A 20,904-nucleotide genomic window follows, 5' to 3' on the forward strand; every position below is an offset into this window, starting at 1 on the left:
CCCGGGCCGCGTCGTTTCCAGGCAGCGCGGCCTGGATCCCTAGCGTGCCCAGTGACCGATCGGCCCCGCCTTCGTTCCCCCGTACGGGGGAGGCAAACTGATCTGAACCGAGGTGTACGTGATGGTGGCCCCGCCGGACAACGACGTGCTGTGGGCACGCGCCCTGCACGTCACGCACAACGGCTCGCCCGCGCTCACCGGCGTATCGCTGGGTGTGCGCGAGGGCGAGATCCTCGCCGTCACCGGCCCGCGCGGCAGCGGCAAGACGACTCTCCTGCGCTGTCTCTCCGGCCAGCTCCTGCCCGAGCGCGGCGAGGTCTGGTTCAACAGCACGCCGGTGCACACGATGGGCCCGCTGGTCCGCGAGCGGCTTCGCAGGGACCGCTTCGGGTGGATCGACCCGGAGCCGCACCTCGTGCCCGAACTCACCGCCTGGGAGAACGTCGCGCTGCCGCTGATGCTGCGCGGCGAGGGACACCGGGTCGCCAAGACCGCGGCCAAGGAGTGGCTCGACCGCCTCGACATCGGCGACTGTGCCCGCAAGCGGCCGCACGCGCTGCTCCAGGCCCAGCGTCAGCGCATCGCCATCGCCCGCTCCCTGGTCACCATGCCGTCCGTGATCTTCGCCGACGAGCCGACGGCGCCGCTGCACCGCGCCGACCGCGCCCACGTCCTTCGTACGCTGACGACCGCGGCCCGCTCGCACAGCATCACGGTGGTCCTCGCCACGCACGACACGGAGATCGCGGCGCTGGCCGACCGGACGGTCACGCTGCTCGACGGGAGGCGCGTGAACACGGTGCATCTGCCGGGGGCCGGGGGCCTCGCGGCGGCGGACACGGATGTCCCGGGTGCTGCTACCGGCGCCTCCGACCCCTCCGACTCGGAAGGCCGGGCCGCGTGCTCGCTCTCCGTCTAGCCCGCGGCGCCCATCCCCTGGTCCAGCTGCGCCGGCTGCTCGTCGCGGCGGCGTCGGCGGGCACCGGCTTTCTGCTGCTCTGCACGCTGGGGTACGCGATGGGGCATCCGGACGCGTCGGGCGGGGCCGGTCTTCGGCTCGCCTGGTGCGTGGCGCCCATCGCGGCCACCGTGTACTTCGCCGTCACCGTCGCGCGCACCGACCCCGCGACCCAGCCGCGCTCCGGGCTCTCCGCGGTGGGCCTCGGCCCGGCCAGGCTCACGGTGCTCGCCGCGATCTCCACGGCCGTGGCGTGCACGCTGGGCTCGATGGTGGCGCTCCTGTTCTTCCTGCACCTGCGCGGCGATCTGACGGGCCTCCCGTTCGACGGCGCCGCGGCCGAGCTGCTGGCCGCCGACTACCCACTGCCGCTGGCCGCCGCCCTCACCCTGCTCGCCCTGGTCCCGCTGATCGCCTCCGCGGCCAGCGCCGCCGTGCTGCGGCCCCGCACCGCGAAGCCCGGCGACGGCAAGGGCGGCGACAAGGGCGGCGGTCAGGACGACCCGGCGCGGCCGGACGTCCCTGCCGCACCGGCCGCACCGGCCGCACCGCCGAGCGGGCTGCCCTGGGGGGTCGCGCTGCTCGCGGCGGGCCTCGCCGTCGAGACGTACGCGAGCCGTGCCGAGGGCACGTCGGGCCTCGCGATGCCGGGCGGCCTGACCGGCAGCCCGGCGGGCGTGCTCACCGGATGGACGCTCACCGCGCTCGGCCTCGCGATGGCGGGGCCCGGCCTCACGTATCTCTGCGGGCGGATCCTGCAAGCGGTCAGGCCGGGCGCGATGCGGCTGCTCGCGGGGCGTGCGCTCCAGGAGGAGGCCCGGCGGATCGGGCGGCCGCTGGGGGTGCTGTGCGCGGTGGGCTCGGCAGCGTACGCGGCGCTCACCCTGTACTCCGGTGACCGGCCCGCGGTCGGCCCGCTGACCACGCTCGGCGCGCTGCTCGTCGCGGGCTGCGCGGTCCTCACCCTGGCCACGGCGGCGATCGAGGCCAAGCACGCGCGCTCGGACACGACGGCGGCGCTGCTCCAGCTGGGGGCACCGACGGCGATGCTGCGCGGCACGGCGGCACTGCGCGCGGGCGCGCTCGCGGCTGTGTTCGGGCCGCTGACCTGGGCCGTCGCGGAGCTGGCCGCGCTGCCGCTCGCGGGGTGAGGGGCTTCCGCCGAAGTGGCGCGAGGAAAATCCGCGATGGGCGATGAGTTCTGCGTCGAACGTACGTCTACCCCTCCGTAGGACAGCACACGGACCGCACGCGCCGCGCAGAACCACCGCAACGGGAGACGCCTCATGTACCAGCAGATGATCTTCGTGAACCTCGCATCGAACGACGTCGCGAGCTCGAGGAAGTTCTTCACGGAACTCGGCTACACGATCAATCCGCAGTTCTCGACGGACGACTGCGCCTGCGTCGTGATCAGCGAGACCATCATCGCGATGGTGCTGAGCAAGCAGCACTACCAGCAGTTCACCGAGAAGGAGATCGCCGACTCGACGAAGACGAGCGAGACGCTGATCTGTCTGAGCGCGGAGAGCCGGGAGAAGGTCGACGAGCTGGTCGACAAGGCCGTGGCGGCCGGTGGCACGGCGGGCAAGACGCAGGACTACGGCACGATGTACGGCCGCGCCTACGACGACCTGGACGGCCACACCTGGGAAATCATGTGGATGGACCCTGCGGCTGTCGAGGGCTGAGGGGCACCCGCCCCCTTCGCCCGGGGCCGCCTGCTTAGCATGGGCGGATGCAGCCGACTCCCGAACCCGCATCCGCCCCCAGGCCGTCGCCCCAACTGCCGGGGGCCGACCGCGAGATCGAGACGCTCGCCGAGTTCGACGAGACCGCCGCGCGCGGCTCGCTCGCCGGCTGCCGCGTCCAGGCCATAGACCTGATGGAGCGTACGTCCGCGCTACGGGCCTGCGACGCCACAGGCGCGGTCTTCCTCGGCTGCCCCATGGAGGACAGCGCGGCGGACGCGGTACGGGCGGCCGGTGGCCTGGTCTTTCCGCCCGTCCCGGGCCTCCCCTTCAACCCCTACCGAGGTCTTCTCTACACCCCGGACGACCTGTTCGCGGGCCTGGCCGACGGTGGCTACGAGGCGACGCCCGACGCCCGCGCCTACGCCTGGTTCCAGGAGACGAAGGCCGACGGCGACGTCTTCTCCTCGATGCTCCGCGCGATCCACGACGACTCGATCTCCGACGCCCTCGACGAACTGCTCCTCAGCGCGCGGGTGGTGGGCGTCATGGGCGGTCACGCGATGGCCCGCGGCACGGAGGCGTACGAAGGCGCCGCCCGGCTCGGCCGCTCGCTCGCCCGCGCCGGATTCACGGTCGCCACGGGCGGCGGCCCCGGCGCGATGGAGGCGGCGAACCTGGGTTCGTACGCGTCCGTGTTCCGCGACGAGATGCTGGACGAGGCCCTCGAACTCCTGGCCAAGGCGCCGTCCTTCACCCCGTCGATCACCTACTGGGCGCGGGCCGCATTCGACATCCGCGAGCGCTGGCCGTCCGGCGGCGCGTCGGTGGGCATCCCCACCTGGTTCTACGGCCACGAGCCGCCGAACGCCTTCGCCACCCAGCTGGCCAAGTACTTCGCCAACGCCACCCGAGAGGACGGCCTCCTGGCCCGCTCGAACGCGGGCGTGGTCTTCCTCCCCGGCGCGGCCGGCACGGTCCAGGAGATCTTCGACGCGGCAACGCCCAACTACTACGAGTCGCGGGGCAGGCCCGCGCCGATGATCCTGGTGAACCGAGAACACTGGACGGAACGCCTCCCCGCATGGCCCTTGCTCCAGGCACTGGCGCGGGGCCGCTCGATGGAATCGCGGATCGCCTTGGTGGACACGGTGGATGAGGTGCCGGGCGTACTGCGGGGATTCAGCCCCTTGTAGGGCCCCGGCTCTTCAAACGCTTGGGGGGCAAATGAGCTGCTACCCGAACGAAGCCCGCTCCAACCAGAACTCCAGCAACTCCCGCTCCCCCAACACCTCCACGGCTCCTCCATCCAGCGACCGCCGCCGATAGAACGCGAGCAGCACCTCGGTAAGCGGCCCCCGCAAGGCGACAGTCGCCTTCTCATGCCCCCGCCGCCAGGCGAATCCATCGTCACCGAACTCGACGAGCCACTCCGCGTTCAGCTCCGCCGCCGCGTCAGTCGCATGCAGATGAATACTGCGCCCCGCCCCCCGCAACTCAGCGGCGCTGTCCTCCGGATCGGCCCGCTGCACGTACCGCACGATCTCCAGCCACTCATCGATCGCATCGGCAGCGACATCCGGCGCGACCTCGTAAGGGACACCCGCGGCGATCGCCGCGTCCGCCCGGTGAATGGCCACCTCATGCGTCATACGCCGAACCCAGAACCCGGCGTTCCGCGGCTCGGCCCAGGTCCACACCGCCGTATCGGCACGCGCGGCGGAGAACGTCTTCGCGGCGAGCTCCGCGGTTTCCGCGAGCCACGCGTCGAGGGCGGCGGGATCGTCGCCCTCAGGGCCGCGGATGCCCGGGATCTCCTCCTCCGGAATGTCCTCCGTGGCCCGGCCTGCGACCAGTTGCTCGGCCCAGCGAACGGCACCGCCGGTATGGCGGGCGAGGTGGCCCAGCGTCCACTCCGGGCAGGTCGGCACCGTGGCCGAGAGATCGGCTCCGGCCAGGGTGGCCCGCAGCAGGCCCAGTTGATCCACCACTTCGGCGCAGTAGCGGTCGTACTCCAGTGACGTCATGGAGCGCACCCTAGATCGGCAACGGCTCCCCGAGCACCATGGTTTTCGCCCCACCCGGCCTCACCCCAGAACCACAACATCCCCCACGTCGAACCCGACCCCCACGGCCTCCCCCACCCCAGGCGCATCCCGCAACGCACAGGCCGCCTCGAGCCGCGGCCCCACCCCAGGCTCCAGGTGGACGGCGACATGCGTCCCTCGGAACGTCCGCGCCGTCACCACGCACGGCAGCCCCTCATCCGCAGGCACGAGCCGCACGCCGGCGGGCCGCACCAGCATCCGGCACCGCCCGTCCCGCGCACCCTCCGGCACCGGGATCTTGCCCCAGACGGTGTCCGCCACCTCACCGGCCACCGTCGCGTCGACGACGTTGTCGAAGCCGAGGAACCGCGCCACGAACTCGTCCGCCGGATGCCGCCAGACCTCAAGTGGCGTACCGGACTGGGCGATCCGCCCGTCCCGCATCACCACGACCCGGTCCGCGAGCGCGAAGGCCTCGCCCTGGTCATGCGTCACCGCAAGGACCGTCGTACCCAACTCACCGAAGAGTTCCCGGAGTTCGACGACAAGGCGCTCCCGCAGCGACCGGTCGAGCTGCCCGAGCGGCTCATCGAGCATGAGCAGCCGAGGCCGCGGCGCGAGCGCCCGCGCAAGAGCCACCCGCTGCTGCTCACCGCCCGAGAGCGAGGCGACGGCCCTCCGCTGCGCACCCGGCAGCCCTACCAGTTCGAGCAACTCGGCCACCCGGTCGGCCTGTTCGCCCCGCGAAGCGCCATGCATACGCAGCCCGAAGGCGACATTGCCCGCCACATCGCGCTGCGGGAACAGCTGATGGTCCTGGAACATCAGCCCGACCCCACGCTTGTGCGCGGGCACGCCACGCTGGTCCCTCCCGTCCAACAACACCTGCCCGCCATCGAGCTCCTGCAACCCGGCGACCGCCCGCAGCAGCGTCGACTTGCCGCTGCCGCTCGGCCCGAGCACGCACACGATCTCGTGCTCGTCGACCGCGAGCCCGACACGGTCGAGCACGGCCCGCGCCCCGAAACGTACTGTCGCCTTCTCCAGCGCCAGCAAGGCCATCAGAACTCCCCGGTCGTGCGGTCGGTACGGAGCCGTTCGAGCAGCAGCAGCGACACCGCACACACCACCATCAAGATCGTCGAAAGGGCCATCGCCTGACCGTAGTTGAGCTCACCGGCCCGCCCGAGCAGCCGAGCCACGGCCACCGGAAGGGTCGGGCTGTCCGGCCGCGCGATGAACACGGTCGCGCCGAACTCCCCCAGGGACACCGCGAAGGCGAACCCGGCGGCGATGAGCAGCGCCCGCCGCACCATCGGCAGATCGACCTCCCGCCACGCCCGCAGCGGCGAGGCCCCGAGGACGGCCGCGGCCTCGCGCAGGCGTCCGTCCACCGCGCGCAGGACGGGAAGCATGGTGCGTACGACAAAGGGCACGCCCACAAGCGCCTGCGCGAGCGGCACCAGAATCCACGTGGCCCGCAGGTCCAGCGGAGGCTTGTCCAGCGTGATCAAGAACCCGAAGCCGACCGTCACCGCGGACACCCCGAGCGGCAGCATCAACAGCGCGTCGAAACCGCGCACGAGCCGCCCGGCCTTCCGCGTGAGCGCCGCCGCGGCGAGCCCGCCGATCACCAGGGCGATGGCGGTGGCGGCGAGCGCGTACTGAAGTGAATTCCAGACCGCGTCGATCGGCGGGACGAGGAAGGCGCCCCCGTCGGCCGAGGTCAGCTCCTTGTAGTACGTGAAGCCATAGCCGCCGGGAGCGCTCAGCGAGCGCTCGATCAGCACTCCGAGCGGCAGCAGGATCAGCACGGCGATGGTGACCATGACCCCGGCGAGCAACGTCCACTGCCCCGCGCCGCGCGGCCGTCGCGGGACCGTCGAGGCGTCGACCAGCTTCAGCACGCCCTCCCGCCTGCGCACGGTCCACGCGTGCACGGCGAGGATCATGCCGACCGCTGCGAACTGCACGATGGTCAGGACGGCGGCCGTCGACAGGTCGAGGAGCTGGGCGGTCTGCCGGTAGATCTCGACTTCGAGGGTCGAGTACGCGGGTCCGCCGAGGATCTGCACGACACCGAACGAGGTGAACGTGAACAAGAAGACCATCAGAGCCGCCGCGGCGACCGCGGGGCCGAGCGCGGGCAGCGTCACGGTCCGCCAGGCCGTCCACCGCGAGGCGCCGAGCACCCGCGCGGCTTCCTCTTGGCGCGGGTCGAGCTGCGACCAGAGTCCGCCGACGGTCCGTACGACGACGGCGTAGTTGAAGAAGACATGTGCGAGCAGAATCGCCCACACAGTCGTGTCGAGCCGCACGCCCCACATCTCATCCAGCAGTCCACCCCGCCCGAGCAGCGCGAGGAACGCGGTCCCGACGACGACGGTCGGCAGCACGAACGGCACAGTGACGATCGCCCGGAGCACTTCCTTGCCCCTGAACTCGAAGCGCGCGAAGACGTACGCGCCGGGGAGCGCGACAAGCAGCGTGAGCGCGGTCGACGCGAGCGCCTGCCAGGTGGTGAACCACAGCACGTGCCGTACGTCGGACTGCCCGACGACATCCGCGATCCGCCCGAACTGCCAGTCCCCGCCCACCTTCAGGCCGCGCGCGACGATGGCGGCGACGGGATAGGCGAAGAAGACGGCGAAGAACGCGACGGGCACGGCCATCAGACCGAGCCGCGCCGCGCTCCCACGCGAGAGCCCCTTACGGGACTGGCCGCCCTTACGGGACTGGCCCTTAGGGGACTTGCCCGTCGGGGACTCGCCCGTCGGGGACTTGCCCGTCGGGGACTTGCTTACTTCAGTACGAGCGAGGTCCACGACTTGACCCACTGCTCGCGGTTGTCGGCGATCTTCTTCGGAGCCATGGTCTCCGGATCGTCGATCTTCACGCCGTGCTTGACGAACAGCTCGGGCAGCTCGGCGGACTCCCGCACCGGGTTCACGAACATGTTCAGCGGCATATCGTTCTGGAAGTTGTCACTGATCAGGAAGTCGAGAAGCGCCTTGCCGCCCTTCTCGTTCTTGGCGTTGCTGAGCAGGCCCGCGTACTCGACCTGCCGGAAGCAGGTACCGGTCGCGACGCCGGTCGGCGCCTCCTTGGGCTGCGGCTTCGCGTAGAGCACCTCGACCGGCGGGGACGAGGCGTACGAGACGACGAGCGGCCGATCCCCCTTGGCCTTCTTCCCCCCGGCAGACCCGGAGAACTCCTCGTTGTAGGCCTGCTCCCAGCCGTCGACGACCTTGACGCCGTTGGCCTTGAGCTTCTTCCAGTAGCCCTGCCAACCGTCGTCGCCGTACTCGGCGGCGCTGCCGAGCAGGAAGCCGAGACCGGGCGAGGAGGTCGCGACGTTCTCGGTCACCAACAAGTTCTTATATGCGGGCTTGGCCAGATCCCCGAAGGACTTCGGCGGCGCCAGCTTCTTGTCGGCGAAGTACTTCTTGTCGTAGTTGACGCAGATGTCGCCGCTGTCGACGGGCGTGACCCGATGCTTGTCCTGGTCGACGCGGAACTGCGAGACGATCTGGTCCGAGCCCTTGGCCTCGTACGACTGGAAGAGACCGTTGTCGAGCGCGCGCGAGAGCAAGGTGTTGTCCACCCCGAAGAACACATCCCCCTGCGGGTTGTCCTTCGACAGAATCGCCTTGTTCACAGCGGCGCCCGCGTCCCCGTCCTTGAGGACGTTGACCTTGTAGCCGGAGCTCTTCTCGAACGCCTTCAGTACGTCCTTGGAAACGTTGAAAGAGTCATGACTGACAAGCGTGACGCTCTTGGAGTCAGCCTTGTCGCCACCGCCCGACGAGCTGCCGCACGCGGAGAGCGCGACGAGCCCGAGGCCGACCGCGACCGCGGTCACGGTGATCTTCTTGGTGCTGCGGGTGGTGCTCACTGAGTTCAACTGAGTTCATTCCTCCTGGAGTGACCAGGAAGAGACGCGGCCCTGCCCACAGCCTTGAAGGGGCTGCGGGCAGGGCGCAACAGCTTGAGTGATGTCCGAACTTCCTACCCGGAATGACCCGGGCAAGGTTCAGAGGGTCTGCGGCCAACCTGTCCTTGGTGCCGCACTCTCAGCGCTGTGGCGCTCCCCTGTCGGAATATGAAGATGTGTTCCGGCTATGAAGTTGTGTTCCGGCCAGCCTAACGCTCGGACGCGGCGAGCTGGCCGCACGCCCCGTCGATCTCCTGACCACGGGTGTCACGAACCGTGACAGGCACCCCGTGGGCGGCGATGGCGTCCACGAAGGCCTTCTCGTCCTCCGGCCGCGACGCCGTCCACTTCGAGCCCGGCGTCGGGTTCAGCGGGATCAGGTTCACATGCACGGGCTTGTTCTTGAGCAGCCGCCCGAGACGGTCACCGCGCCACGCGTGGTCGTTGATATCCCGGATCAGCGCGTACTCGATGGAGAGGCGGCGCCCCGACTTGGCGGCGTACTCCCATCCTGCGTCAAGGACCTCACGCACGTTCCACCGCGTATTGACGGGTACGAGGGTGTCGCGAAGCTCGTCGTCGGGCGCATGCAGGGAGATGGCGAGGCGGCACTTGAAGCCCTCGTCGGCGAACCGGTGGATGGCGGGCACAAGCCCGACGGTCGACACGGTGATCCCACGCTGCGAAAGACCGACCCCATCGGGCTCGGGGTCGGTGAGCCGACGGATCGAGCCGACCACGCGGTTGTAGTTGGCGAGCGGCTCGCCCATGCCCATGAACACGATGTTGGAGAGCCGAGCGGGCCCACCCGGGATCTCTCCGTCCCTGAGCGCCCGCATCCCGTCCACGATCTGGTGCACGATCTCGGCGGTCGACAGATTCCGGTCGAGCCCGGCCTGTCCCGTCGCACAGAACGGACAGTTCATCCCACACCCGGCCTGCGACGAGATGCACATCGTCACGCGGTCCGGATAGCGCATGAGCACGGACTCGACGAGCGTCCCGTCGAAGAGCCGCCACAGCGTCTTGCGCGTGGTGTCGTCGTCACAGCTGATGTGCCGCACCACGGACATCAGCTCGGGAAGCAGCGCCTCCTGCAACTTCCCGCGCGAGCCGGCAGGGATATCGGTCCACTGCTCCGGATCGTGCGCGAACCGCGCGAAGTAGTGCTGCGAGAGCTGCTTGGCACGAAACGGTTTCTCGCCGACGGCGGCAACGGCTTCCTTGCGCTCGGCGGGCGTGAGGTCGGCGAGATGCCGCGGCGGCTTCTTGGCTCCGCGGGGCGCGACGAAGGTGAGTTCTCCGGGTACAGGCATGGTCCGTCCAGTGTCGCAGACATACAGCAAGGGGCCCGCCGCCCTGTGGACAACGAACCCCTCGCGTACAGATACGCAGGTCAGCCGTCAGCCAGACCCCACGAAGATGACAAGCAGCAGCCACACCACCGGTGCGGTCGGCAGCAGCGAGTCGAGGCGGTCCATGATGCCGCCGTGGCCGGGGAGCAGCGTGCCCATGTCCTTGATGCCGAGGTCACGCTTGATCATGGACTCGCCGAGGTCACCGAGCGTCGCGCTCGCGGCGACCGCGAGGCCGATGAGCAGCCCCTGCCACCACGTGCCGTCGTCGATCAGGAACTCCATGCACAGCGCACCCCCCGCCATCGCGAACGTCACGGCACCGACCAGGCCCTCGCGGGTCTTGCCGGGGCTGATGCGCGGGGCGAGCTTGTGCTTGCCGAAGCGCCAGCCGATCGCGTACGCCCCGGTGTCGCTGACCACGGTCAGGAGCAGGAACGTGAGCACCCGCATCGCGCCGTCGTCCGCGGTGAGCATCATCGCCACGAACGTCGCGAGGAACGGGACGTAGAACGCCGCGAAGACGCCCGCCGTGACGTCCTTCAGATAGCCGTCGGGCGGCTCGGTCATCCGCCAGACGAGCACCGCGAGCGCGGTGAGCGCCATGGCGACCCAGGCGCCCTCGGGCCCGCGGACGTATCCGGCGACGACCATCGCGGCGCCGCCCACCGCGAGCGGGACCAGCGGCGCCTTGATGCCCTTGCGCTCCTCGAGCCGCGAGGTGAGCTCCCAGAGGCCGACCACGACGGCGACCGCTATGACGCCGATGAAGAGGGCCTTCACGATGAAGAGCGACGCGACGATCACCGCGCCGAGCCCCACGCCGACTCCTATGGCCGCCCCGAGATCACGGCCCGCGCTCTTCTTCTGCGGCGCCTGTGGCGCCTTGGGGGCGGGCTGTGATGCGCTGGGCATGGGCTCCTGGGGTACGTCAGGCAGGTCAGGCACGTCGGGCACGATGGGCATGGGCTGCGTCTCTGCTGGATACAGGGAGTCATGCGCATCGTACGCGGGACCTGCCGGGGCAGCCCCTTGAGCGGGACCCTGGTCGGGCGGCCCCCAGTACCCGGCTCTGGGAGGCGCCCCCCAGGAAGAGTCGTTCACGGATCGGATTCCTCAGTCCTCAGACCTCGAGCCCTCAGACCTCGAGCAGCTCGGCTTCCTTGTGCTTGAGCAGCTCGTCCACCTGGGCGACGTACTTCGCCGTGGTGTCGTCGAGCTCCTTCTCCGCGCGACGGCCCTCGTCCTCGCCGATGTCGCCGTCCTTGATCGCCTTGTCGATCGCTTCCTTGGCCTTGCGGCGGATGGAGCGGATCGAGATCTTGGAGTCCTCGGTCTTGGTCTTGGCGACCTTGATGTACTCCTTGCGGCGGTCCTGCGTCAGCTCGGGGAACGTCACCCGGATGATGTTTCCATCGTTGCTCGGGTTGACGCCGAGGTCGGAGTCGCGGATCGCCTGCTCGATGTTGCGCAGCGCGCTCTTGTCGAACGGGGTCACCACGGCCATCCGCGGCTCGGGCACCGAGAACGAGGCCAGCTGGTTGATCGGCGTAAGGGCGCCGTAGTAGTCAGCCACGATCTTGTTGAACATCGCCGGGTGCGCACGGCCTGTGCGAATCGCGGCGAAGTCCTCCTTGGCGACCACGACGGCCTTCTCCATCTTCTCCTCGGCCTCGAGGAGGGTCTCTTCGATCACCACTTGCTCCTGCGTCTGTGAGTGGTCTTGGGGCGCCCCCAAGACGGTGAAGTAGGGGGAGTCCATGGGGCGTCGGCTGCGTCGCGTCTCTTTCCCTGCACCGTGTCCGACCGGCAGGGCTTTGTCCATCCCTCGGGGGCGTACCCGAGATCAGGCGCGGGTGACCTCGTCGCCCACGAGTGTGCCGATCTTCTCACCCTTGACGGCACGGGCGATATTGCCGGTGGACAGCAACTCGAAGACCAGGATGGGCAACTTGTTGTCGCGGCACAGGGTGATCGCGGTCATGTCGGCGACCTTCAGGTCGCGGGTGATGACCTCGCCGTAGCCGAGCGCGTCGTACTTCACCGCGTCCGGGTTGGTCTTGGGGTCGGAGTCGTAGACCCCGTCGACGCCGTTCTTGCCCATGAGCAGGGCCTCGGCGTCGATCTCAAGGGCGCGCTGCGCCGCGGTGGTGTCGGTGGAGAAGTACGGCATACCCATGCCCGCACCGAAGATGACCACACGGCCCTTCTCCAGGTGCCGGACGGCACGCAGCGGGATGTACGGCTCCGCGACCTGGCCCATCGTGATGGCGGTCTGGACGCGGCACTCGATGCCTTCCTTCTCCAGGAAGTCCTGCAGGGCAAGGCAGTTCATGACGGTGCCGAGCATGCCCATGTAGTCGGAGCGCGCGCGGTCCATGCCGCGCTGCTGGAGCTCCGCGCCACGGAAGAAGTTGCCGCCGCCGATGACGGCCGCGATCTGGGCACCGTCGCGTACGACAGCGGCGATCTCCTTGGCGATCGCGTGCACCACATCGGGGTCGACGCCAAGGCCGCCCCCGCCGGCGAATGCCTCGCCGGAGAGCTTCAGCAGGAAACGACCGGCGACTTTGTCGTCACCACTGTTTGTGTCGGCCTTGGTGGTCATGGAGTTCTCGCTTCTTTTTGCTCGGCGCACATACGAAGAAGGCCACTGCCGGTGGGGTGTTGTTCGCATCCCATGCTCGGCAATGGCCTCCTCGTCAGATCTGCGGTCGTACGTCGCGCACTGCGTGGGGTACGCGGGCGACCGCTGTCGACCCTAGCGGGGTCTACCGTCGATCGCGGTACGGACTCAGATGCCGACCTTGATGCGCGAGAAGCGCTTCAGGGTGACACCGGCCTCGTCCAGGACCTTCTGGACGGACTTCTTGTTGTCGAGCGCGTACGGCTGACCGAGGAGGGTGGCCTCCTTGAAGAAGCCGTTGACGCGACCCTCGACGATCTTGGGCAGCGCGGCCTCGGGCTTGCCCTCGGCGCGGGTGGTCTCCTCGGCGACGCGGCGCTCGGACTCGACGACCTCGGCCGGGACGTCCTCACGGGAGAGGTACTTCGGCGCGAAGGCGGCGATGTGCTGCGCGATGCCCTTGGCGAGACCGGCGTCGGCCTTGTCAAGCTCGACCAGGACACCGATCTGCGGGGGCAGGTCGGGCATGGTGCGGTGCATGTACGCGGAGACGAAGGTGCCCGAGAACTGCGCGAAGCGCTCCAGGACGATCTTCTCGCCGAGGTTGGCGTTGGCCTCGTCCACGTACGCCTGGACCGTCTTGCCGGACTCGATCTCGGACGCGAGAAGCGCCTCGAGGTCGGCCGGGGACGTCTTGGCGATGTGGGCGGCGAGGTTGTTCGCCACGGCCTGGAACTTGTCACCCTTGGCGACGAAGTCCGTCTCGCACTTCAGCTCGACGATCACGCCGGAGGTGTTGTCGTCGGCGATGAGGGAAGCCACGGCGCCGTTCTCGGCGGAGCGGCCCTCGCGCTTGGCAACGCCCTTCTGGCCCTTGATGCGCAGGGCTTCGACGGCCTTGTCGACGCTGCCGTCAGCCTCGTCGAGCGCCTTCTTGCAGTCCATCATGCCGGCGCCCGTGAGCTCACGGAGCTTCTTGACGTCAGCGGCGGTGTAGTTCGCCATGATCCTGAAATTCTCTTTCGGAGGTCTGAAAGATCTACGGGTGAACGGCGGGGGCCGGATGGGCCCCCGCCGTCAACTACCGAACCTGTGAAGGTCAGGCCTGCTCGGTCTCCGCGGCGGGGGCCTCAGCGGCGGCAACGTCGGCGGGGGCCTCGGCCTGCTCGGCGTCGGCGACCTTCTCCGTCTCGGCGGAGGTCTGGACCTCGGCCTCGGCGTCGTCGGCCTTCGGCTCGTCGGCCTTGGCCTCGTCAGCCTTGGGCTCGTCGGCCTTCTTCTCGCCCTCGAGGAGGTCGCGCTCCCACTCGGCGAGCGGCTCAGCGGCGGCCTTCTCGCCCGGCTTCTGGTCGCCAGTGGCGGCACCGGAACGGGCGATGAGGCCCTCGGCGACAGCGTCGGCGATCACGCGGGTGAGCAGGGTGACGGAGCGGATCGCGTCGTCGTTGCCCGGGATCTTGTAGTCGACCTCGTCGGGGTCACAGTTCGTGTCGAGGATCGCGACGACCGGGATGTGAAGCTTCCGGGCCTCGCCGACAGCGATGTGCTCCTTCTTGGTGTCCACGATCCAGACGGCGCTGGGCACCTTGGACATCTCGCGGATACCGCCGAGGGTCTTCTCCAGCTTGGCCTTCTCGCGGGAGAGGACGAGCAGTTCCTTCTTGGTGAGGCCGGACGCGGCCACATCCTCGAAGTCGATCTGCTCGAGCTCTTTGAGGCGCTGCAGACGCTTGTAGACGGTCGAGAAGTTGGTGAGCATGCCGCCCAGCCAGCGCTGGTTCACGTAGGGCATACCGACGCGGGTCGCCTGCTCGGCGATGGCCTCCTGCGCCTGCTTCTTCGTGCCGACGAACATGACCGTGCCGCCGTGGGCGACGGTCTCCTTGACGAACTCGTAGGCGCGGTCGATGTACGACAGCGACTGGAGCAGGTCGATGATGTAGATGCCGTTGCGCTCCGTGAAGATGAAACGCTTCATCTTCGGGTTCCAACGACGGGTCTGGTGACCGAAGTGGACGCCGCTTTCCAGCAGCTCCCGCATCGTGACGACGGCCATGGCCGTACTCCTAGTGTTCTCGGTTGTGCCGCGTCCGCCGGATGGCGGTCGCGCCTGACGCCCGCGATGCGCCGTGCCACAAAGGACCGAGAGGCGCTGGCACCTGGCTTTCAGGGCCTGGTGTCGGGGCGTGCGAAGTCGACCCGGTGACCCGGATCGCCACAAGAAGTGTACGGGACCCGGGAGGCAGCGGGTGACGCCGCTGTCCACCAGTCCGTGAGGCCGTTGCCCCCAGGGGGTGACGGCGTTATCCCCAACCGGCCGGTGGTCCACAGATTCAGACCATGATCCCTACGGGCAGGCCCGGCGCGGGACGGTTCTCACATGTCTTACATGCGACGAGAGCTGCGACAACGGGTGGGGCTAGGGGTGCGGCGACAGCCGCGGCTGGGGCTGGGGCTGCGACGACAGCCGCGGCGAGGGGTGCGGCGACAGCTGCGGCGGGTACTGGCTTCTGTGCTGCTTGCCGTAGCGCTGATCACTGCGGCAGCGGCACTGCCTTCCGCTGCCGCCGGGGGGACCGGTCCGCCCGGCCCACCGGTACCGAAGGTGGGCGGCGCATGGCCGGTGGGGGTGCGTCCCGCTGTCCTGCGGGGCTGGGAACCTCCGGCGACGGAGTACGGCCGGGGGCACCGGGGCGTGGATCTCGCGGCGCCGCCGGGGGCCGTGGTCCGGGCGGTCGCTCCGGGGAGGGTGTCCTTCGCGGGCCGGGTGGCGGGCCGTGGAGTGATCGCGGTGGAGCTGGCGGGCACTGGCGAACCACCGTTGCGCACGACGTACGAGCCGGTGCGGGCCACGGCCGAGAAGGGCGCCCAGGTGGCGACGGGCGAGGCACTGGGGATCCTTGAACCACCCACGGCCCACTGCCCGACCAGTTGCCTCCACTGGGGCCTGCTGAGGGCCGACACCTACCTGAACCCACTGTCGCTGCTGCCGCCGTGGCTGCTGCGGCGCGGGGCGTCCCGTCTACTGCCGGTGATCGACGTGCCGCTCCCGCGACTGCTCCCGCTGCTCCCGCCGTGGGCAGGCGTTCCCCGCGGCGGAGCAGAGGAGCGCCTGGCCCTACTGCCACGCGTCGATGAGCGAGTCCGTCGGAAGGGCCCTAGCCCCGCACACCCCGCAGCGACATGGAGACCGCTGCTTCGGTAATGGCTGAGGGGTCCTCCGCGGCGCCCAGCTCAATCCGCCGGACAGCCGCGTCCACAACGCCCTGGAGCAACATCGCCGCAAGCCGAGGCTCCGTATGCCCCAACTCGCGCAACGCCTCGCCGATCATGGCGACGAGCCCGCCGTGCGCGGCACGAATCTTCTCCCGCGCCCCCACGTCCAACTCTGCCGCGGAGATGGCGACCACGGCTCGGTGCCGCCGGTCCCCCACCAGGTCAAGCTGCCGCCGGACATACGCCTCGACCTTGCCCTCGGGGGACTCCGCCCCCTCCATCGCGGCGGAGACCTCCGCAGCCCAGACGGGGAAGTCGACCTCGCACAACTCCTCCACCACGGCGGCACGCGAGCGGAAGTACTCATACACGGACGACCGCGCGAGCCCCGTGCGCTCGGCGAGGGCGGGGAAGGTCAGCGCCTCCGTACCGCCTTCGGACAACAGGGACCGCGCAGCGTCCAGCAGGGCTCCGCGCTGCATCGACCGGTGCTCGGCCACAGAGGCCGCTCGAATCCTTGGCACGTCTCCACTCTACGGACGCGACCGCGAGCACGGGAGCCGATCCGCCTCGGCGGCACCGCACACGGGCCCCACACGACCGCCGCCCAGCGCCGCCCCACGGCAGGCAGGGACGATTCAGCGGCTTCAGCGGCTCAGCCCCTTCAGCGGCCGAAACTCGCCAGCTTCGCCCGCAGCTGGAGCACCGACTTCGTGTGGATCTGGCTCACCCGGCTCTCCGTCACCCCGAGCACATTGCCGATCTCCGCGAGCGTCAGACCCTCGTAGTAGTAGAGCGTGACGACGGTCTTCTCCCGCTCCGGCAAGGTGTTGATCGCCCGTGCGAGCAGCCGCCGCAGCTCGCGGTCCTCCGCGACCTCCACGGGGTTGTCGGCCGCGGTGTCCTCGAGCGTGTCCATGAGGCTCAGCCGGTTGCCGCCCTCGCCGCCGACATGCAGCAGCTCCTCCAGGGCCACCACATTCGCCAGCGACAACTGGCTGAAAACGGCGTGCAGTTCCTCCACGGCGATCCCCATCTCCTGGGCGACCTCGGTCTCCGACGGCGTACGCCGTAACTGCGCCTCCAGCGTGGCGTAAGCGCGTTCGACGTTGCGCGCCTTCTGCCGTACGGACCGGGGAATCCAGTCGAGCGCCCGGAGTTCGTCGATCATCGCGCCACGGATACGCGTGATCGCGTACGTCTCGAACTTGATCGACCGCTCGATGTCGAACTTCTCGATCGCGTCGATCAGACCGAACACCCCGGACGAGACGAAGTCCGCCTGCTCGACATTGGGCGGAAGACCCACGCTGACCCGGCCCGCGACGTACTTCACCAGTGGCGAGTAGTGCAGGATCAACTGCTCGCGCAGCCGCCCGTCCCCCGATTCCTTGTACGACCGCCACAGCTCGTCCAGCGACGAGGGTGCGGGTGGCCGCTCCCGCTCGCCGCTACGGGCGGCGGGAGGAGCTGCCGCCCGATCGGACCCTGAGGTGTGCTGGGGCATGGGTCGCCTTGAGCCGTTCTGCCGTGAACTGGTGAGGTCGCGCGAGCCGGTGGATTCGCCCGCGCCCGCGAGGTCGTGAGCTTGCGTGAAGTGAATGAGGTTGTCCGTCTGATTGCCTGTGGTTGCCTGTCCGCGTCGGAAATCCTTGTGAGCGTAGCGTGACTGGAGTGTCGCAGTGTGCGAAGAGTAGGGGATCACACGTACGCAGATACGTTCCGCTGGGCGCCCCGCGGAGTTCGATCCGTCGCCGTGCGTGATCACCTCAGCGCGTCAACTGCACGTATTTCCAGGGCCATCGGGGGTTCATCCAGACGGCCGAACACATTCCGTCACGATGCTCCTCCCTCGGGGAAGACCGACACAATCGCCTGGCGTGTCAACTGCCAGCCGTCGCCGTGTCGTTCGACGAACCCCAGTGAGCGCAACTCGTACAACCGACCGACAGCTTCATCCACCACCGTGCCCGCTCCGAGTGCGATCTCCCGCGCCGAAGCACTCCCCCGGCCGGGCAGCGCGGCCAGGACGCGCGCCGCGTCCGGGGCGAGCAGATCGCGCGGCACGACGGGGCCACGCCGCTCCGGGGCCAGCTCGCCCATGCCTCCGACCAGCTCCACGACTTCCGCCGCATCGGTCACCAGGACGCCGTCACCCCGCAGGAGTTCATGCACTCCGGCGGAGAGTCCGCTGGTCGCGGGCCCCGGCACGCCCATCGTGAAGCGGCCGAGCTCCTGCGCGCAGCGCGCCGTGACGAGCGCACCGCTGCGGTACGCGGCTTCGACGACGACGCTGCCACGGGTGAGGGCGGCGATCACGCGGTTGCGGAGAATGAACCTGCTCGGCGTGGGATGGTCCCCGGGTGGCAACTCCCCCACCACCAGGCCTTGTTCCGCGATCCTCCTGATCAACTCGGCGTGTCCTCGCGGATAGGGCCGGTCGACCCCGCAGGCGAGCACCGCGACCGTGGCCCCACCGGCGCCCAGCGCTCCCCGATGGGCGGCACCGTCCACCCCATAGGCGCCGCCCGACACCACCACCCAGCCCCGCTCGGCGAGCCCCGCACCGAGACTGGCCGCCATGTGCGCGCCGTACTCGGTGCAGGCCCTCGCGCCGACCACGGCCACCGATCGCAGCGCCCATATCCGCAGGCTGGGCCGCCCTCGCACCCACAGCCCGATCGGCCGCGCGTCCCCCAGGTCGTCCAACTGCGCGGGCCACTCCGCCTCCCCCGGGCACACGAACCGCACCCCGGCGTCCCGCGCCACTGCCAGATCGCGCTCGGGCCGCGCCTTCCCGGCCCTGGCCCGCAGCCCCTCCCACCGCATCTGAGTCACGCCGGCCGGCCGCTCGTCCTCCGTGCCGAGCCGCCGCACCACTTCGGCGGCGCCGATCTTCCTCAACCACCGCCCGCCCACCTCGTCCCCCGGTTCGAGGATCCGGGTCAGGGCAACCCTGGCCAACCGCTCGTCACCCGAGTCGGGGTCCAGGGCGAAAGGCACCGGGTTGACGGGACCGGGATCGAAGGGACCACCGCCGACGGGACCCGGGGTCATGTCAGCGCCCCGATCGCCATGGGCGCGCCCCGCGACACCCCCGTACGCAACTGAAGCGCCAGCGTGACGTCCTGTACCGATGGCCGGTCGCGGCCCGCGAGGTCCGCGACGGTCCAGGCGACCCGCAGGACGCGGTCGAGCCCCCGGGCCGTCAGGAAGCCACGCTCCAGGTCGAGCTCGGCCACGTCGAGCGCGCCGGGTGCCGCGGGCCAGCGCGTGCGCAACGCATGCCCCGGCACCTCGCTGTTCGTCCGCCACCCGGAGCCTGCGAGACGGGCCGCCGCCCTCTCGCGTGCCGCACGCACCCGGTCGGCGACCGTCCGCGTGCTCTCGCCCCGCTCGCCGTACCCGGAAAGCTCCGAGCGGGTGACGGCCTCCACCTGAACCTTGAGATCGATGCGGTCCAGGAGCGGCCCCGAGAGCCGGGCCTGATAGCGGCGCACGACGGAGGCCGGGCAGTCGCATCCGTCGCCGACGAGCGTGTGGCGACCGCAGGGGCAGGGGTTGGCGGCCAGTGCCATCAGGAACTTCGCGGGCAGCCTCACCACTCCCGCGCTGCGGGCGATCACGACGTGGCCGGACTCGAGCGGCTGGCGCAGGGAGTCCAGAGCCTGGCCGGTGAACTCCGGGGCCTCGTCGAGAAAGAGGACTCCTCGATGAGCCAATGACACGGCTCCGGGCCGCGGCAGCCCCTTCCCGCCACCCACGAGCGACTGCATCGTCGCCGAGTGGTGCGGTGCGCAGTACGGCGCCGTGGCCACGAGCGGCTTGCCCGGGGGCAGTATGCCCGCCACCGAGTGAACCGCCGTCACTTCCAGCGACTCCTCGCGCGTCAGGGGCGGCAGGAGCGCGGGGAGCCGCTCCGCGAGCATCGTCTTCCCCGCGCCTGGCGGGCCTTGCAGGAACATGTGGTGAGCGCCCGCCGCCGCCACTTCCATGGCGGTCCGTGCCGACCGCTGTCCGACCACATCGGACAGGTCGAGATGGCGGGCATCGTCCAGGCCGCCGCTGAGCCCTGTGCCCACACCGGCTCCGGGCACACAGAGCCCGGCGAGCATCGGGTCGGGCCGCCCCGGCTCGTCCGGCTCCTCCTCCGGGACCGGCTCGTCGGTCAGCACGGCGATCAGTTGCCGCAGACTGCGAACGCCGAGCACCGAGACCCCCGGCACGAGCGCCGCCTCGGCCGCCGTGCACTCCGGGACGACCACTTGCTCATAGCCCGCGTCGGCCGCCGCGAGGACCGCGGGAAGCACGCCCCGGACCGGCCGCACCCGCCCGTCGAGCCCCAGTTCCCCGATCATCACGATGTCGGTGAGCACTCGGGGGTCGATCCGCTCCGCCGCCCCGAGCACCGCGCAGGCGACGGCCACATCGAAACCGCTGCCACTCTTGGGCACGGATGCCGGGCTCAGGCCCACCGTGAGCTTCTTTTGCGGCCAGGCCCCGCCCGAATTGACCACCGCGGCCCTGACCCGGTCCTTGCTCTCCGTCAGGCTCTTGTCGGGGAGCCCGACCAGCGTGAACGCCGCGACGCCCGGCTCCAGATCGGCCTGCACCTCGACGACCACGCCCTCGACGCCCACCAGCGCCACGGAACACGTACGCGCGAACCCCATCAGGCCACCCCCCGCGCGTGCTCCACGACAGGGGCGCCGCGCCGTGGGATCAGCACACCGACGAGGTCGATCCGGACTCCGCCCGGCGGTGGCCCGCCGCGCTCCTTGATCCAGCGCTCGGCAAGACGTCGCAGCCGCTCGGCCTTCGCGCGGCCCACGGCCGCCATCGGATGCTGATAGACCGCCGTGCCCGCCAGGCCCGCTCTGCGCGTCTTGACCTCACAGACGACCAGCGCTTCGCCGTCCATGGCCACGATGTCGATCTCGCCGGTTCTGCCGCCGCGCCAGTTGCGCTCCAGAACCGTCATTCCGGCCTCGCCGAGCCGCCGCGCGGCCAGGTCTTCGCCGTACCGCCCGAGTGCCCCCCGTGCGTTCATGTCGCACCACCTCCGACACCCACGTT

The 20,904-nt window shown here is 70.0% G+C and carries 19 protein-coding genes, 1 pseudogene and 1 riboswitch; of the genes and pseudogenes, 5 read left to right on the plus strand and 15 right to left on the minus strand.

The genetic code is table 11. The features are described from left to right. Positions 1-121 precede the first annotated feature (121 nt). From ACGFSB_RS30975 to ACGFSB_RS30990, 4 genes are all read left to right on the plus strand, one after another. The gene (locus ACGFSB_RS30975; RefSeq protein ID WP_393406082.1) at positions 122-919 is read left to right on the plus strand and encodes an ABC transporter ATP-binding protein; all 798 of its coding nucleotides are present in this window, start codon (positions 122-124) and stop codon (positions 917-919) included. After that, the gene (locus tag ACGFSB_RS30980) at positions 901-2,109 is read left to right on the plus strand and encodes a hypothetical protein (protein ID WP_393406084.1); all 1,209 of its coding nucleotides are present in this window, start codon (positions 901-903) and stop codon (positions 2,107-2,109) included. The genes ACGFSB_RS30975 and ACGFSB_RS30980 overlap by 19 nt, the downstream gene beginning before the upstream one ends. 135 nt (positions 2,110-2,244) lie before the next feature. After that, the gene (locus ACGFSB_RS30985; RefSeq protein WP_393406086.1) at positions 2,245-2,649 is read left to right on the plus strand and encodes a VOC family protein; all 405 of its coding nucleotides are present in this window, start codon (positions 2,245-2,247) and stop codon (positions 2,647-2,649) included. A gap of 47 nt (positions 2,650-2,696) precedes the next feature. Beyond that, positions 2,697-3,845 (plus strand): LOG family protein, encoded by a 1,149-nt coding sequence (locus ACGFSB_RS30990; RefSeq protein ID WP_393406088.1) that lies wholly within the window; start codon positions 2,697-2,699, stop codon positions 3,843-3,845. A gap of 39 nt (positions 3,846-3,884) precedes the next feature. Here ACGFSB_RS30990 and ACGFSB_RS30995 read toward each other — a convergent pair whose 3' ends face one another. The 10 genes from ACGFSB_RS30995 to rpsB all read right to left on the minus strand — a co-directional run bounded on the left by ACGFSB_RS30995 (position 3,885) and on the right by rpsB (position 14,668). Next, complete coding sequence (locus tag ACGFSB_RS30995; RefSeq protein ID WP_393406090.1) at positions 3,885-4,676, minus strand: maleylpyruvate isomerase family mycothiol-dependent enzyme; 792 nt, start codon at positions 4,674-4,676, stop codon at positions 3,885-3,887. Between the two features lie 60 nt (positions 4,677-4,736). Next, a complete protein-coding gene (locus tag ACGFSB_RS31000; RefSeq protein WP_393406092.1) occupies positions 4,737-5,759 on the minus strand; it encodes an ABC transporter ATP-binding protein in 1,023 nt (340 codons plus the stop codon). Beyond that, complete coding sequence (locus ACGFSB_RS31005) at positions 5,759-7,369, minus strand: ABC transporter permease (RefSeq protein ID WP_393406227.1); 1,611 nt, start codon at positions 7,367-7,369, stop codon at positions 5,759-5,761. Before ACGFSB_RS31005 ends, ACGFSB_RS31000 begins: the two co-directional genes overlap by 1 nt. Positions 7,370-7,497: 128 nt before the next feature. Next, entirely contained in the window at positions 7,498-8,601 is a 1,104-nt protein-coding gene (locus ACGFSB_RS31010) for a thiamine ABC transporter substrate binding subunit (protein WP_393406094.1), read from the minus strand. An 83-nt stretch (positions 8,602-8,684) separates the two neighbouring features. Then, a riboswitch (TPP riboswitch) is annotated at positions 8,685-8,801 on the minus strand. Between the two features lie 39 nt (positions 8,802-8,840). Then, positions 8,841-9,947 carry a 23S rRNA (adenine(2503)-C(2))-methyltransferase RlmN gene (gene rlmN / locus ACGFSB_RS31015; RefSeq protein WP_393406096.1) on the minus strand — a complete coding sequence of 369 codons (1,107 nt, stop codon included), beginning with the start codon at positions 9,945-9,947 and terminating at the stop codon, positions 8,841-8,843. Positions 9,948-10,034: 87 nt separating this feature from the next. Beyond that, on the minus strand, positions 10,035-11,090 hold the full coding sequence (locus ACGFSB_RS31020) for a phosphatidate cytidylyltransferase (protein ID WP_393406098.1): 1,056 nt from the start codon (positions 11,088-11,090) through the stop codon (positions 10,035-10,037). Positions 11,091-11,124: 34 nt separating this feature from the next. Beyond that, positions 11,125-11,682: a ribosome recycling factor gene (gene frr / locus ACGFSB_RS31025; RefSeq protein ID WP_393406100.1), complete on the minus strand. Its 558-nt coding sequence runs from the start codon at positions 11,680-11,682 to the stop codon at positions 11,125-11,127. Positions 11,683-11,832: 150 nt separating this feature from the next. Further along, entirely contained in the window at positions 11,833-12,594 is a 762-nt protein-coding gene (pyrH, locus tag ACGFSB_RS31030) for a UMP kinase (protein WP_393406102.1), read from the minus strand. Between the two features lie 186 nt (positions 12,595-12,780). Beyond that, complete coding sequence (tsf, locus tag ACGFSB_RS31035) at positions 12,781-13,617, minus strand: translation elongation factor Ts (RefSeq protein WP_393406105.1); 837 nt, start codon at positions 13,615-13,617, stop codon at positions 12,781-12,783. A gap of 94 nt (positions 13,618-13,711) precedes the next feature. Beyond that, positions 13,712-14,668 (minus strand): 30S ribosomal protein S2, encoded by a 957-nt coding sequence (gene rpsB, locus ACGFSB_RS31040; RefSeq protein ID WP_393406107.1) that lies wholly within the window; start codon positions 14,666-14,668, stop codon positions 13,712-13,714. 423 nt (positions 14,669-15,091) lie between these two features. On the opposite strand from rpsB, the pseudogene ACGFSB_RS31045 reads away from it, so the two are divergent. Further along, a pseudogene (locus ACGFSB_RS31045) lies at positions 15,092-15,664 on the plus strand (peptidoglycan DD-metalloendopeptidase family protein); the annotation flags it as partial. Positions 15,665-15,770: 106 nt separating this feature from the next. Here ACGFSB_RS31045 and ACGFSB_RS31050 read toward each other — a convergent pair. The 5 genes from ACGFSB_RS31050 to ACGFSB_RS31070 form a co-directional block, all read right to left on the minus strand. Beyond that, complete coding sequence (locus ACGFSB_RS31050) at positions 15,771-16,328, minus strand: TetR/AcrR family transcriptional regulator (RefSeq protein ID WP_393406229.1); 558 nt, start codon at positions 16,326-16,328, stop codon at positions 15,771-15,773. Positions 16,329-16,492: 164 nt separating this feature from the next. After that, positions 16,493-17,335 carry an RNA polymerase sigma factor WhiG gene (gene whiG / locus ACGFSB_RS31055; protein ID WP_393406109.1) on the minus strand — a complete coding sequence of 281 codons (843 nt, stop codon included), beginning with the start codon at positions 17,333-17,335 and terminating at the stop codon, positions 16,493-16,495. 329 nt (positions 17,336-17,664) lie between these two features. After that, a complete protein-coding gene (dprA, locus tag ACGFSB_RS31060; RefSeq protein ID WP_393406111.1) occupies positions 17,665-18,885 on the minus strand; it encodes a DNA-processing protein DprA in 1,221 nt (406 codons plus the stop codon). Next, complete coding sequence (locus ACGFSB_RS31065; protein WP_393406113.1) at positions 18,882-20,501, minus strand: YifB family Mg chelatase-like AAA ATPase; 1,620 nt, start codon at positions 20,499-20,501, stop codon at positions 18,882-18,884. Before ACGFSB_RS31065 ends, dprA begins: the two co-directional genes overlap by 4 nt. Next, positions 20,501-20,878: a YraN family protein gene (locus tag ACGFSB_RS31070; protein WP_393406115.1), complete on the minus strand. Its 378-nt coding sequence runs from the start codon at positions 20,876-20,878 to the stop codon at positions 20,501-20,503. The genes ACGFSB_RS31065 and ACGFSB_RS31070 overlap by 1 nt, the downstream gene beginning before the upstream one ends. Between the last annotated feature and the right edge of the window lie 26 nt (positions 20,879-20,904).

The organism is Streptomyces sp. NPDC048441 (genome assembly GCF_043200235.1).
GTDB lineage: Bacteria > Actinomycetota > Actinomycetes > Streptomycetales > Streptomycetaceae > Streptomyces.